Genomic DNA, 13,927 nt, shown 5'->3' on the forward strand with positions numbered 1-13,927 from the left:
GAACCGATTGGTTCGATTATTTTGGATTTTTTCGAAATGTCTGCTGACAAGCATACTGACAAGATCGATACCGAACCTTGCGGGAGCAGGGAGGAAGAATGCATCCGTCGTGGCCGTCCGGCCGCCGGCCAGGATCCGGTCAAGCGCAAGCAGATCATCGAGGGCGCGCGGCGCGTCTTCATCAATATGGGCTTCGACGCCGCTTCGATGAACGACATCACCCGCGAGGCCGGCGTCTCCAAGGGCACCATCTACGTCTATTTCGCCAACAAGGAAGAGCTGTTCGAGGCGCTGATCGAGGAAGAGCGCGGCTCTATCTTCAAGAATCTCTATGAGACGCTGGAGCAGGGCACGCCGCTTCGCGAGACGCTGGTCCGCTTCGCCATGGGCCTGTCGTTCAAGCTGACGTCGCCAAACGTCGTCCTGGCGCAGCGGACCGTGATCGGCGCGTCGGAGCGGATTCCCGAGCTCGGCCGGCGCTTCTACGAGCGCGGCCCCAAGCGCGGCCGCGAGCACTTCGTCAAATATCTCGAGAAGGCGATCGCCCAAGGCCTGCTGGACATTCCCGATCTCGAACTGGCCGGCTACCAGTTCACCGAGGTTTCCACCGCCGGCCTGTTCCGCCAGTGCCTGTTCGCCTATCGCACCGAGGCGCCGACCAAGGCCGAGGTCGAATACATCGCCAAATCCGGCGTGGACATGTTCCTGAAGGCCTACGGCACCGACAAGCTGCGAGAGCAGGAAGAAGGCAGTCGGGAATAGGCCGAAGCCGGGCAACCGCAAGCGCGCGATCTATGCTGACTGCCTACTGCCGTATCGCAGTCACAATCGCTTCCCGCAACTCCTCCAGCCCCTCACCTTTCTCCGACGAGGTTGCCAGCACCGCCGGATAGGCGGCAGGGCGCTTGCGGATCTTCGTCAATGTCTCTTCGATCAGACGCGGCACGCCGGCGGCCTTGATCTTGTCGGTCTTGGTCAGCACCAGCTGGTAGGAGACGGCCGCCTTGTCGAGGAGCGAGAAAACCTCCTCGTCGTTGGTCTTCACGCCGTGACGGGCGTCGATCAGCACATAGACGCGCTTGAGCGTCGAGCGGCCGCGCAGATAATCGAAGACCAGCTTCGTCCACTGGTCGACCTGCTCCTTCGGTGCCTTGGCGTAGCCGTAGCCGGGCATGTCGACCAGCGCCGCCGGCGGCAGGTCGTCGCCCTGGCCCGAATAGCCGTCCGGGACGAAATAATTGAGTTCCTGCGTGCGGCCCGGCGTGTTGGAGGTGCGCGCCAGTCCCTTCTGGCCGATGAGCGCGTTGATCAGCGACGACTTGCCGACGTTGGAGCGCCCGGCGAAGGTGATCTCCGGCGGCCCTTCCGGCGGCAGGAACTTCATCGCCGGCACGCCGCGGATGAACGCCCACGGCCGCTTGAAAAGCTCCCGGTCGATGTGTGATGCTTCGCTCAACGGCTCGCCTCCGGTTTTCCGATCCACTCGCACGTTAGGCCCGGAAGCGAAAGAAGGGAATCTTTCCGAAGCGGAAGCGTCAGGCGCCAGCGACCCGCAATATGTGATTGTCCCAGACATAGTCCGGCTCGGAAACCTTGCGTCCGTCGCCGCCGACGATGTCGCCGGCGCCGGAGGAGGCGATGAAGCCGGCCTTGTCCGGCGCGATGCCGCAGACTTCCGTCATCGGATTGACCGCGACCACTTCAGCGCTGCGCGTATCGAGCACCACATAGGTGTTGCCGGCCGGCGAGGTGACCGCGATCGTGCCGGCCTTCCTGTTGGCCGCCATCGCGCCGATATAGTTGCGCAACCCGTTGAGCGCCGGCGCCGGCATGTCGATCAGTTCCAGTCCCTTGTCGCGCGTCACGCGCCCGACCAGCGGCGGCCGCTCTGTCGTCGCCCCCTCGTACTGGCAGCCGAACCACACCGCGCCGGCTGAATCGACATCCATGTGGCGGATCGAAAGCTGATGCAGGTCGGCCTTCGGTTCGTGCTTTTCGATGAGGTCGCCGGTGACGCGGTCGATCAGCACGTAGGACGGCTTCATGGTCGCCACATTGAGCTTGGCGCGGCCGAAGTCCGGGTGTGTCTCCACCCCGCCGTTCGCCACCGCCAGCGTGCGCCCGTCGCCGAGCAACAGCACCTCGTGCGGCCCGGTGCCGTGCGTCGGCAGTTCGCCGAGGCGCTTGAAGCCGTCGCCGGCGTCGTAGATGCCGATCATGCCTGCGGCATTGTCGAAGTCGTTCTCGGTGGCGTAGAGCAGCTTGCCGTCGTCGGAAAAGACGCCGTGGCCGTAGAAATGGCGGCCGGGTGCTGCGGCGATGGTCTGCGGCTGCGTGCGCCTGGCGTGGTCGAAGACGACGGCGAAGGTGCCGGGCTGGCGCGGAAACACGACGGAGCGACCGGACACGGGGTCGAACGTCACGTCATGGCCCCGGTCGGGCAGGGCGACCGTGTAGAGAAGTTTCCCGGCTTCGGACATGACGCCCGCCCCATAACCGCCGCCATGGCGGACGAAGGCGGTGGCGAAGATGGCGTCCGTGTCCAGCGTCGCGGCCCATGCGGAAGGCGTCATGGCGGCGACGAAGCCGGCGCCGGCCGCGCGCAGGAAGTCACGGCGGTCGATCAGAGGAGTGGGCATGGAACGATCCTCCTGTTGTATGACTGGAGGTTTGCCCGCTCCGGAGTCGCGGCACCCCCACCCCTATCCCCTCCCCACAAGGGGGAGGGGTAGCTGCCGCGCGCCAAGTCCGACAAGATTTCGGGCATGGCGCGGCCCTTCAAGTCCCCCTCCCCCTTGTGGGGAGGGGATAGGGGTGGGGGTGCGCCGGCGTCAGTCACAAGCTCAATCCCCGTCCAGCGAGGAGAACCCGGTGGTGAGGCCGAATTCGGCGCTCATGCGCGTACCGATCAGGCTGGAGAGGCTGGAAGTGACCAGCCGGAAGTGCTCGAATTTCGCGCGCTGGTCTGGGTCCTCCAGCGCCTTGTCGATCGGCCCGGTCACCGAGCGGGCGTCGGCAACGCCGTTGGCGAGCAGTATATGGGTGGAATCGGCCATCCAGTGCGCGTCGCCGGACAGCGCGTCGCCCACATGCGAGGTTTCGAACAGGCGATCCATGCCCTCGAGATTGCCGGCAAGCGAGGCGCCGGTGAGGCCGGATCGCCAGAAGATCGAGCCCTTGGGCTTGTCGCCGTCGGGCTTGTCGCCGAGGAAGCCCTTCACGCGCACGTCGCGCACCATCTCCAGCCCGTTGATGAAGACCTCCATCAACTCGGTGACGGATTCGGTGCCGTCGCGATAGACGGGATTGTCGGGGCCGGGGTTGTTCCACAGCTTCGCGAAACCGTCGGGCTTGGCCCATTCGGCGTCCACTTGCATGGCGATGTTGTCGATGTTGCCGGCGACCGCCGCGCCGAAGGCGCAGCGATAGGCGCCGCTCTTGCCGGCAAGATCGTCCGCGCCGGTTCCATGAAGAATGTATTCCAGCGCGCCGAGGCCCTGCATGGCTACGCTCTTGGCGCGAAGCGTCGCGGCGTCGGTAGCGGTCTTGTCCTCATCGGCGATCGCCGCCTGCACCTGCTTGAGGCCGATCGACTTGCGGTCCGGCCAGTAGAGGATGCGTTCCAGCCTGTTGTCCTCGGTGATCGGACCGAATTGGATGATCTCCGCCTGCGACCAAGCTTTCACAAGATCGGCGAATCCGGCGCGGGCGGCGTCGAGATTGGCCTGCGAGGGGGCCTTGCATAAGGCCGCGACCGCCTTGTCCGCCGAGGCGGCCTCCTCGTGGAACGTCGCGTAGGCGGGCCGGACAAAACCGTCGATCGCGCGATCGATCACGTCGGACGCCTTGACGGCTGCATCGGCGGGCGCCGCCCAGGCGGCCAGCGCGGCGATCAGGATCGGAACCAGAGATTTGTTCATCTAAAGCGACTCCAGGAATTTGATCAGTGCGTCACGTTCGGCCTTGTCGGCCGCCGCGAAACGGTCGCGCGCCTTCTTTGCCTCGCCGCCATGCCACAGGATGGCCTCGGTGAGGTTTCGTGCGCGCCCGTCATGCAGGAAGAAGCTGTGGCCGTTGACCCGGCCGGTAAGCCCGATACCCCATAGCGGCGGGGTGCGCCATTCCGTGCCGGTCGCCTCGCCCACCTGCTGCCCGTCGGCGAGGTCCGGCCCCATGTCGTGCAGCAGGAAATCGGAATAGGGCCAGATCAACTGGAAGGACTGCGCCTTGTTCGGCGTATCGCGCCGGGTGACGAATTTCGGCGTGTGGCAGGCAATGCAGCCCATCTTGTAGAAGGCCTGCTTGCCGGCCAGCACCTGCCGGTCGCCGACGTGACGGCGCGCCGGAACGGCGAGGTTCTGCGCATAGAAGGTGATGAGGTCTATCACCGGCGCCGGCGCTTCGGTGTCGCCGAGCCGCTTCTGCACGCCGGTCGCCATCTTCAGGCAATCCGGTTCCTTTTCGGTGCAGTCGCCCCAGTGCTGGTGGGCCTCGGGAGAGGAGATGCCGATGTCGCCGGCCAGCGCCTCGGCCGACTGCTCGCGGATCGAGGCCACCTGCGCCTTCCAGCCGAAGCGGCCGAGTTCGAGCTTGCCCGAGGGATCGCGCACGATGCTGGGCCTGCCCGAGATGCCGTCGCCATCCCTGTCGTCGGGGTCGGCTCGGGCGAGGATGTCGGCGGGCGCGATCTGCTCGGCGAGGCCGAGGCCGATCATCGGCGGGCTGATGCGCGGCGACAGCGTGGTCGCCGGATCGAGCGGGCCGTAGCCGAGATCGGTCACGGAATAGGCCGGGCGGCGCAGCGACACGACGGTCCCGTCGCCCAGGGTGACCGGGAACCCCGAATAGTCCACCTTCATGTGGCCTTCGCCGCGCAGGCCGGGTACGGCGAGGGTCTGCAGCTGCGTGCCGTAGACCGGATCGGGGAAGTTCAGCACCTTGTGATCGGCGATCTCGGCCTTCTCCTCGGCCGTTTCCGCCGTCCGGGCGAGGCGCAGGAACATCGAGGTCGTGCCCTCGGCTCCTTCCGGCGGATGACCGCGGCCGTCCTTCAGATGGCAGTTCTGGCACGCACGCTCGTTGAACAGCGGCCCAAGCCCGTCCGAGGCCTGGGTGGACGAGGGCGACGACACCCAGTTCTTGCGGAACAGCGCGTTGCCGAGCTTGAAGGTGCCTTCCTCCTCGAAGGTGATGTTGGCCGACGACTGCGAGAAGGAATCGGCGTTGACCCGCTTGCGCGACGTGCCGGCGCCGCCCTGCATCGTCTCGTAGTCTTCCGGCTTGGAAAAGTCCGTGGCGGGGGCGGTAACCGCCTGGACGCGCGCGGCATCCTTGGGCGCGAGGTCGGTGCGGGTGGCGGGGATGTCGGTGGGATCGGCAAGAGCCGTCGTTTGCAGCGCGGCGAAGACAAAGAGCACGAGCATCGACGCGCGCTTCTTTGTCTTCTTTGTGGGCAGGGTAATGGCGTATGTCGCCGCACCCCCACCCCTAGCCCCTCCCCTCAAGGGGGAGGGGGACTTTGCGGCAGCGCTACGATGCGCCGACGCAGGCAATTTTGGGCGAAACGGTGGTATCGGCGTCTCCCTCCCCCTTGTGGGGAGGGGACAGGGGTGGGGGTGCGCGGCAGTGGAGATTGCGGGAAACGTCCCATGCGAACGTCCTTCCCACAAAAGGGAAGGCAGGCCCGCGCGGCGCAAAACCCCTGTTATGCGCCGCATTCCCTCATGCCCTTAGTCCGCGTCCGAATTGGTTTCGGCGTTGTCGGCGGAATCGGCATTGAGCAGGCCGTACTTCTCCTCGCCGAGCGAGGCCAGCAGGTCGAGCTGCGTCTCCAGGAAGTCGATATGGCCTTCCTCGTCCGCCAGCAGTTCTTCGAACAGTTTCATGCTCACATAGTCGCCGACTTCGTTGCAGATCTCGCGCGAGCGCTTGTAGGCGGTGCGTGCGTCGTATTCGCCGGCCAGATCCGATTCCAGCACTTCCTTCACATTCTGCCCGATGCGCAGCGGCGCGACGGACTGGAGGTTGGGATGGCCTTCCAGGAAGATGATGCGCGCCACGAGCTTGTCGGCGTGATGCATCTCCTCGATGGATTCGGCCCGTTCCTTCCGCGCCAGCTTGGTGTAGCCCCAGTCCTCCAGCAGCCGGAAATGCACCCAGTACTGGTTGACGGCGCCGAGTTCCAGAAACAGTGCCTCGTTAAGCCGCTCGATGACCTGTTTGTCGCCTTTCATGGGTCCTGCTCCCGTATTGGACGCGCAATTCCCTCACGCGTTCCAGGTGTGAAACGATATCCACGACGCCCGCCTCCGAGCGCGCGTGGTACTCCTCGGTAACCCGAATGATCGTTTCCACCACATTTGGGAAGCAGCCGCAACAGCGACCGCGCTTGGCCATGGCATGATAAACCTTCGCCGGAACGATAAGCTGCCAGGGGTCCTGGTCGAGCAGGTCGATGATCGTCCGCTCCAGGTCCTTCTCGGTAATGATGTTGCAGTGACAGACCAGCATGGTTCTAACTCTGATGGCTGGCGGCGCGCCTCATGCGCGCCGCTCGCTGTCTCGATGGACTTACTGGAAGACCTTGTCGGGCGCGTCCAGGCTGTCCGACCCCTCGAAGGCGATGGCGTCGAGCTTCAGCGCCGACACGGCGCGCTCGATCGACTTGGTCTGGTCGACCAGCGCGTCGATCGCCGCCTGCACGGTGGCGTTGCCTTCCGTGTTGCCCTCGGCGATCTGCTGGTCATAGGCCTCACCCTTGTCGGCGCGCGCCTTGATGGCCTCCATCTTGGCCATGGTGGTGTCCAGCTTGCCCCTGATCTCCGTGTCGAGCGCCGGATCGGCAGCCTTCACCAGGTCCGAAACGGACGGGCCGGAGACCTCGGTGCCGTCGACGCGCTTGTAGCTGCCGAGATAGGTCTCGCGGATGCCTGCGGCGTCTTCGAGATGCGACATGTAGGTGTTGTCGGAGAAGCAGTCGTGCTCTTCTTCCGGATCGTGCAGCAGGAGGCCGAGCTTCATGCGCTCGCCCGCCAACTCGCCGTAGGAAAGCGAGCCCATGCCGGTCAGGATGGTGGAGATGCCGGCATTGGTCGTGCCGTCTTCGAGGTTCTTGCGCGCCGCGCCGTCGTCCTTCCAGTTGTTCACCATGTCCTGAAGGTCGGAGACGAGCAGGTCGGACGCCGACTTGAGGTATTCCGCGCGGCGGTCGCAATTGCCGTGCGTGCAGTTCTTCAGGTCGTAATCGGTGTAGGGACGCTCGCCCGCGCCCGGTCCGGTTCCGTGCAGGTCCTGACCCCACAGCAGGAATTCGATCGCATGGTAGCCGGTGGCGACGTTGGCCTCGATGCCGCCGGCTTCCTGCAGCGTGCCCGACAGGAATTCCGGCGTCAGCTTGGACGCGTCGACCTTCTTGCCGTCGATCTCGATTTCCTTGTTGGCGATGACGTTGGCCGTATAGAGCGCGTTCTCGTCTGACTCGGTGCCGTAGCTCTTGTCGACGTAGTCGATCAGGCCTTCGTCCAGCGGCCAGGCATTCACCTTGCCTTCCCAGTCATCGACGATGGCGTTGCCGAAGCGGTAGGCTTCAGTCTGCTGGTAGGGAATGCGCGCGGCCTTCCAGGCGTCCTTCGCGGCAGTTTGCGTCTCGGCGGAAGGGTTGGCGAGGAAAGCGTCGACGGCCTTGTCGAGCGCTTGCGCGGTGGTCAACGAATCCTCGTATTTGGCGAGAGCGATGTCGGAATAGGTCTTGATGACCGCTTTCGGGTCGGTATCGGCCTTGGACGGAAGCACGAAGGCCGCCGTCGTCAGCATTGCGGTAGCTCCGATGGCCGCGATCCGGCTCCCGTAGCGGATCAGGTTCGGTCTCTTCATTGTCGTCTCCCTCAACGAGTTCAAGCACGGGTCCGCATCGCCAGGGGCGGCGACGAGACATCTGGTTTCTGGATGACATCGGGGTTCCTTGCCGTCTCGGCGGCCGGCCGCCGCGGGCGGTCAGGGCAGGAACAAAGCACCGGAATGCCTCCAATCGAAAGGGTTCAAGGCCCAGACATCAAAGGTGCGCCACAGCGCGCTGCTGTTCATAAAGTTGAGAAAAAGAGGAAAGTCAAATGAATTTCAGGAGGAAAACATATTTAAAACAACAGTTTGGAATTATTCTAAACTGGAGAAGTCAAGTTTACTTGCCGCCCTATCGCGCTCGCTCTTGGGAGGGTGTTGACACGAGCCTGTCTCGGGTGCGACCGCAGGCGGCTGCTTGCGACGGCGCCGGACAATCGCCATCTGCGCGGCGGCGGTAGGTTGGCGGGAGAGGAAGATCGCGATGAACAACGGCGTCGTCATAGTGGGAGCGGGTCATGCGGGTGTCCAGGCCGCGGCCAGCCTGCGCGAGGAGGGGTATTCGGCCCCGGTGATCCTGCTCGGCGACGAGGCCGACCTGCCCTATCACAAGCCGCCGCTGTCGAAGACCTTCATCAAGGACGCCGAGGCGAGGCCGCAGCTCCTGCGCGGCGAGACCTTCTACAGCGGCAACGCCATCGATTTCAGGCCCGGCGTCCGGGTCGCGCGCATCGATGTCGCAGGCCGGCAACTCGACCTTGCCGATGGCGGGCGGCTGCCTTTCGATCGGCTGATCCTGGCGACCGGCTCGAGGCCGCGCGTCCTGCCGCTGCCGGGAGCGGAGCTTGCGGGCGTCGTGTCGCTGCGTTCGCTCGCCGATGCGCGGCTCATTCGCGAATTGAGCGCCGGGGCGTCTGATGTGGTGATCCTCGGCGGCGGCTTCATCGGGCTGGAGATCGCCGCGACACTGGCGGCCGGCGGCCGCAGGGTCACAGTCGTGGAAGCCGCCGATCGGCTGCTCGGCCGCGCCGTCGCGCCCGGCGTCGCCGCCCATGTGCGCCGGCGGTTGGAAGAGGCCGGCGTGCGCGTGCTGACCGGGCAAACCGTGCTCCGGCTCGAGGGTAACGATGGCCGGGTCGTCGGCGCCGTCACCGGTTCGGGCGAGCGCCTGCCAGCGCAGATGGTTGTCGTCGGCGTCGGCGCAGCGCCCAATGTGGACATGGCGGAGGCGGCCGGCCTGGCGACAGGCAATGGCATCAGGGTCGACGCGTCGATGCGCACCTCGGTTCCCGAAATCCTGGCAATCGGCGACGCCGCCAGCTACCGCCACTGGTTCACCGGACAGGACGTGCGGCTGGAATCGGTCCAGAACGCCACCGACCAGGCCAGGCTCGCCGCCCGCACGGTGCTCGGCCATTCGGAGGACTACGCGGCCGTGCCGTGGTTCTGGTCGGATATCGGCGACATGAAGCTGCAGATGGTCGGGCTGACCGCAGGCGGCGACCGCAACGTGGTGTCGGGCGATCCTGCCGAGAACCGCTTCTCGATCTACCATTATCTCGGCGACCGGCTGCTCGGCATCGAATCGGTGAACCGCCCGGCCGACCATATGCTGGGCCGCAAGATGCTGGCCGCCGGCTTCTCGCCGGCGCCCGACCTCGTCGCCGCCGGTGCCGACCTGAAGGCGGCGCTGGCCGCGCATCAGGAGAAGACCGCAGCGGAATAGCCAGATTTCCCCTCCCCCTCGAGGGGAAGGTGGCAGGCCGAAGGCCTGTCGGGAGGGGGTACCCTAAATCGCGCCGGCGTTCAAAAAATATCGTCGAACTCTACGGCCGGCTACCCTCCCGCCTCGCTTCGCTCGGCACCCTCCCCTCAAGGGGGAGGGGAAGCCTGCACCTACGCGCGCGCTTCCCGGATCGACGCCTCCAGAATGTCCAGCGCCTCGGTCATCACCTCGTCCTGGATGGTGATGGGCGCGAGGAAGCGGATGACGTTGGCATGGACGCCGCAGGTAAGCAGGATCAGCCCCTTGTCGAGCGCCTTCAGCCGCACGGCGTTGGCGAACTCGGCCGACGGCAGTTTCTTGCGCACGTCGTTGAACTCCACCGCGTTCATGAAACCCGGCCCGCGGATGTCGACGATCTCGGGCACGTCGGCGCGCAGCGAGTCCAGCCGCTGCTTCAGCCGCGAGCCGAGCGCATCGGCGCGGTCGCAGAGCTTCTCGTCCTCGATCACGTCGAGCACGGCGTGTGCCGCCGCAATGCCGAGCGGGTTGCCGGCATAGGTGCCGCCGAGCCCGCCGGGATTGGGCGAATCCATGATCTCGGCGCGGCCGGTGACGGCCGAGAGCGGAAAACCGCCGGCCAGGCTCTTCGCCATGGTGGTGATGTCGGGCGCGACGTCATGATGCTGCATGGCGAACATCTTGCCGGTGCGCGCGAAGCCGGTCTGCACCTCGTCGGCGATCAGCAGGATGCCATGCTGGTCGCAGATCTTGCGCAGCGCCGACACGAAGTCGCGCGGCGCCTCGTAGAAGCCGCCTTCGCCCTGCACCGGCTCGACGATGATGGCGGCCACGCGCGACGGGTCGACGTCGGCCTTGAACAGCCGGTCAAGCGCGGCCAGCGAGTCGGCCACCGAGACGCCGTGCAGGTCGACCGGAAAGGGCGCATGGAAGACGTCGCCGGGCATCGCCCCGAAGCCGGCCTTGTAGGGCTGCACCTTGCCGGTCAGCGCCATGCCCATGAAGGTGCGGCCGTGGAAGCCGCCGGCGAAGGCGATCACCGCCTGGCGCCCGGTGGCGTGGCGCGCGATCTTGATCGCGTTCTCGACCGCTTCGGCACCGGTGGTGACGAAGATGGTCTTCTTGTCGAAATTACCCGGCGTGATGGCGTTCAGCCGCTCGGCCAGGTGCACGTAGTTCTCGTAAGGCACGACCTGGTGGCAGGTGTGGGTGAAGCGGTCGAGCTGCGCCTTCACCGCTTCCATCACTCGGGGGTGGCGATGGCCGGTGTTGACCACCGCGATGCCGCCCGCGAAGTCGATGTAGCGGCGCCCCTCGACATCCCAGATCTCGGCGTTTTCGGCCCGGTCGGCGTAGATCTGCGTCGTCATGCCGACGCCGCGCGAGATCGCCTTGTTCTTGCGCTCGGACAGGGTGGAGTTCTTCACGATCTGGTCCTCCGGTGGGGCGGCTGCTGTCATATGGATTGTGGCGCCTCTTCTGGCCGCAATTCAAGCCTTGCTCAAGCCGGCAGCCGCCGACAGCGATTGGGCCTGAGGCAGGGTCTCAGTTGACACCTTTCGGCACGGTTTCGGGCGGCACGGTATCGACCACCTTCTGCCGATGGAAGATGAACAGCCCGGCCAGCACGACGATCACCGCGCCGACGAGCGTGCGGGGGCCGGGTACGTCGCCGAAGAAGATGAGCCCGAAGACAGCCGCCCACAGGAGCAGCGTATAGTGGAGCGGCGCCAGCATCGAGGCCGGCGCCAGCTTGAGCGCGCGGGTGATCAGCAGATGCGCGATGCAGGCGACGACGCCGAGCAGCAGCATGGCGCCGATATCGAGCGCTGTGGCCGGCGCCCACGCCCGCACAGCCATGATGCCGCCGGCGATCAGCGAGGCGACCGTCTGCCAGGTGACGAGGCTGGTGTCGCTGACGCCTCGCAGCATGCGTGTCATGACGATGAGGATGGCAAAGGCGAGCGAGCCGGCCAGCGCGATCAGCGAGCCTACGCCCAACCCCGCCGAGCCGGGTTTGAGGATGATCAGCACCCCGACGAAACCGACCAGGATTGCCGACCAGCGCCGCCAGCCGACATGCTCGCCGAGGAAGAAGTGCGACAGCACCGCCACGTAGATCGGTCCCGCCATGTAGAAGCTCATCACGTCGGCGAGCGGAAGATAGACCACCGCTGCATAGAACAGCGAGGTTTCGAGCGCGGTGATGAAGGCTCGCAACACCTGCAGCACCGGTCGCTCGCGGCTGAACAGCTTTCCCGGCCCGTTGCGCGCGATCATCGGGGCGAGCACGAAGAAGGAGCCGATGGAGCGCACGAACAGGATCTGCCCGACCGAGAAGGTGACGACCAGCCATTTGCCCAGCGCGTCGTTGAGCGCGAACATGAAATCGCCGAGCAGCATCAGCACGATGCCGGCGGCTAGCGTGTTCCTGAGCGTCAGCGTCTCGGCGATGCGGGCCATGGCCGTCGATGTCCTCCCGGCAGGTCCGGTCACCCGGCCTTTAGCGCGGCCTTCCGAATCTGGCGAGGGAAATCGCTTGGGTCAGACTTACGGCTTCGGCCGCGGCACGAAGACGGGGCGATATATGACGCGCGGTTCAAACCACGGATCGATACTGTCCCGGCGCAGCGCTGTCCTGCGGTCGAGATCGAGCCGCTGGAGACACTCCGCGAAGGCGTCGTTCCTGTGTTTGAACCCGTAGGAGCGGCACCTGTCCTCGTCGGCCGCGCGCTGTTGCTCCGCGGTCATGCAGCCGCTGACCAGGACACAAAGGGCGACGATGACAGGCACGCGCATCATCGAAATCTCCCGAAGGCATGTCGTTCCAGAGCATCGGACCGAAACCGGCTTCGATCCGACGCTCAACCAACATAGGCGAGTTTGCGGCGCAATTGTGTAAAGATGACGAATTAGGTCATCTTTACACCGGCAAACGATGCCGCCTGTTGATCGTTGCAGGGCGTCCGTCGATCGACAGCTTCGTATCGCGCTTCTCGCGCTCGGCGACCACCTTGCCGCGTGAAATCACGCAAAGCCGGTCAGGCCTCAGCCGTACCGCCTCGATGGCGTTACCGGCATCGAGTACGACGAGGCTCGCCCGCTTGCCGATCTCCAGCCCGAGATGGGCGAGGCCCATGATGGCAGCGTTGACGTTGGTCACCATGTCGAAGCACCTGCGCATGTCGGCGGGCGAGGACATCTGCGCCACATGCAGCCCCATGAACGCGACGTCGAGCATGTCGGCGGTGCCGAGCGAATACCAGGGGTCGAGCACGCAATCCTGGCCCCAGCCGACGCGGATATCCAGCGCCTGCATCTCCTTCACCCGCGTCAGCCCGCGCCGCTTGGGGAAGGTGTCGTGACGGCCCTGCAGCATGATGTTGATGAGCGGGTTCGGGATGATCGAGACATCCGCTTCCGCGATCAGCGGCAGCAATTTGGAGACGTAGTAATTGTCCATCGAGTGCATGGACGTGCAGTGCGAACCTGCCACGCGTCCCTGAAGGCCGAGCCGCTGCGTCTCATAGGCAAGCTGCTCGATATGGCGCGACAGCGGATCGTCCGTTTCGTCGCAATGCATATCCACGGCAAGGCCGCGCTGCGCGGCGATCTCGCACAGCTCCGTCACCGAGCGCGTGCCATCGGCCATGGTGCGTTCGAAATGCGGAATGCCGCCGACCACGTCGACGCCCATGTCGAGCGCGCGGAGCGTGTTGGCGCGCGCGCTCGGCGAGCGATAGAAACCGTCTTGCGGGAAGGCCACCAGTTGCAGGTCGATATAAGGCGCGACCGTCTTCTTCACCTCCAGAAGCGCCTCGACGCCGAGCAGGCGGTCGTCGCATGTGTCGACATGGGAGCGGACGGCAAGCAGGCCCATCGACACCGCCCAGTCGCAATAGGCGAGCGCGCGGTCGCGCACCTCCTCGAGGGTCATGACCTGCTTCAGTTCGCCCCAAAGCGCGATGCCTTCCAGGAGCGTGCCGGACGCGTTGATGCGCGGAATGCCGTAGGACAGCGTCGCGTCCATGTGGAAGTGCGGATCAACGAAGGGCGGCGAGACGAGATTGCCGGCGGCCTCGATCACCCGTCCGGCCTCGGCGTCGAGGCGCGGTTCGATTGCCGTGATCGTCTCGCCGCGAATGCCGATGTCGGCCACTTTACCGTCCGGCAGCGTCCCGCCGCGCACGATGATGTCGAAGGTCATGCAAGCTCCCATTCGCATTCAACGGCGTCATCCCGGAAGGCGTTCGAAGCGAAGCGCAAAACGGCTATCCGGGATCCATTCCGGCCGATCGAAACGTCACGGAATGGATCCCGGCTCGCGGTCGCTATCGCTCCCTTGGC

13 protein-coding genes are annotated in these 13,927 nt (G+C 65.4%); 2 read left to right on the plus strand and 11 right to left on the minus strand.

What is annotated here, in order from left to right; translation table 11 throughout:
• Positions 1 to 36: 36 nt before the first annotated feature.
• Positions 37 to 762: a TetR/AcrR family transcriptional regulator gene (locus ABMA46_RS15370; protein ID WP_349000605.1), complete on the plus strand. Its 726-nt coding sequence runs from the start codon at positions 37 to 39 to the stop codon at positions 760 to 762.
• Between the two features lie 43 nt (positions 763 to 805).
• Here the strand turns inward: ABMA46_RS15370 and yihA are convergent, their stop codons facing one another.
• The 7 genes from yihA to ABMA46_RS15405 form a co-directional block, all read right to left on the minus strand.
• The gene (gene yihA, locus ABMA46_RS15375; RefSeq protein WP_349000606.1) at positions 806 to 1,456 is read right to left on the minus strand and encodes a ribosome biogenesis GTP-binding protein YihA/YsxC; all 651 of its coding nucleotides are present in this window, start codon (positions 1,454 to 1,456) and stop codon (positions 806 to 808) included.
• Between the two features lie 79 nt (positions 1,457 to 1,535).
• The gene (locus ABMA46_RS15380) at positions 1,536 to 2,639 is read right to left on the minus strand and encodes a DUF1513 domain-containing protein (protein WP_349000608.1); all 1,104 of its coding nucleotides are present in this window, start codon (positions 2,637 to 2,639) and stop codon (positions 1,536 to 1,538) included.
• A gap of 204 nt (positions 2,640 to 2,843) precedes the next feature.
• On the minus strand, positions 2,844 to 3,920 hold the full coding sequence (locus ABMA46_RS15385; protein WP_349000610.1) for an imelysin family protein: 1,077 nt from the start codon (positions 3,918 to 3,920) through the stop codon (positions 2,844 to 2,846).
• On the minus strand, positions 3,921 to 5,423 hold the full coding sequence (locus ABMA46_RS15390; RefSeq protein ID WP_349000612.1) for a di-heme oxidoreductase family protein: 1,503 nt from the start codon (positions 5,421 to 5,423) through the stop codon (positions 3,921 to 3,923).
• Between the two features lie 306 nt (positions 5,424 to 5,729).
• Positions 5,730 to 6,233 (minus strand): bacterioferritin, encoded by a 504-nt coding sequence (gene bfr, locus ABMA46_RS15395; protein ID WP_349000614.1) that lies wholly within the window; start codon positions 6,231 to 6,233, stop codon positions 5,730 to 5,732.
• Positions 6,199 to 6,510, minus strand: coding sequence for a (2Fe-2S)-binding protein (locus ABMA46_RS15400; protein WP_349000615.1), 312 nt, complete (start codon positions 6,508 to 6,510; stop codon positions 6,199 to 6,201). Before ABMA46_RS15400 ends, bfr begins: the two co-directional genes overlap by 35 nt.
• Before the next feature lie 60 nt (positions 6,511 to 6,570).
• On the minus strand, positions 6,571 to 7,872 hold the full coding sequence (locus ABMA46_RS15405; RefSeq protein WP_425475756.1) for an imelysin family protein: 1,302 nt from the start codon (positions 7,870 to 7,872) through the stop codon (positions 6,571 to 6,573).
• A 448-nt stretch (positions 7,873 to 8,320) separates the two neighbouring features.
• On the opposite strand from ABMA46_RS15405, the gene ABMA46_RS15410 reads away from it, so the two are divergent.
• Positions 8,321 to 9,562 carry an NAD(P)/FAD-dependent oxidoreductase gene (locus ABMA46_RS15410; protein WP_349000617.1) on the plus strand — a complete coding sequence of 414 codons (1,242 nt, stop codon included), beginning with the start codon at positions 8,321 to 8,323 and terminating at the stop codon, positions 9,560 to 9,562.
• A 170-nt stretch (positions 9,563 to 9,732) separates the two neighbouring features.
• Here ABMA46_RS15410 and ABMA46_RS15415 read toward each other — a convergent pair whose 3' ends face one another.
• The 4 genes from ABMA46_RS15415 to ABMA46_RS15430 all read right to left on the minus strand — a co-directional run bounded on the left by ABMA46_RS15415 (position 9,733) and on the right by ABMA46_RS15430 (position 13,787).
• Positions 9,733 to 11,007: a 4-aminobutyrate--2-oxoglutarate transaminase gene (locus tag ABMA46_RS15415; protein ID WP_349000701.1), complete on the minus strand. Its 1,275-nt coding sequence runs from the start codon at positions 11,005 to 11,007 to the stop codon at positions 9,733 to 9,735.
• 118 nt (positions 11,008 to 11,125) lie between these two features.
• The gene (locus ABMA46_RS15420; protein ID WP_349000619.1) at positions 11,126 to 12,043 is read right to left on the minus strand and encodes a DMT family transporter; all 918 of its coding nucleotides are present in this window, start codon (positions 12,041 to 12,043) and stop codon (positions 11,126 to 11,128) included.
• Between the two features lie 87 nt (positions 12,044 to 12,130).
• A complete protein-coding gene (locus ABMA46_RS15425; RefSeq protein ID WP_425475757.1) occupies positions 12,131 to 12,382 on the minus strand; it encodes a hypothetical protein in 252 nt (83 codons plus the stop codon).
• 121 nt (positions 12,383 to 12,503) lie between these two features.
• On the minus strand, positions 12,504 to 13,787 hold the full coding sequence (locus ABMA46_RS15430; RefSeq protein WP_349000621.1) for an amidohydrolase family protein: 1,284 nt from the start codon (positions 13,785 to 13,787) through the stop codon (positions 12,504 to 12,506).
• Positions 13,788 to 13,927: the final 140 nt, after the last annotated feature.

It is taken from the genome of Mesorhizobium hunchu, from assembly GCF_040081975.1.
Lineage (GTDB): Bacteria > Pseudomonadota > Alphaproteobacteria > Rhizobiales > Rhizobiaceae > Mesorhizobium > Mesorhizobium hunchu.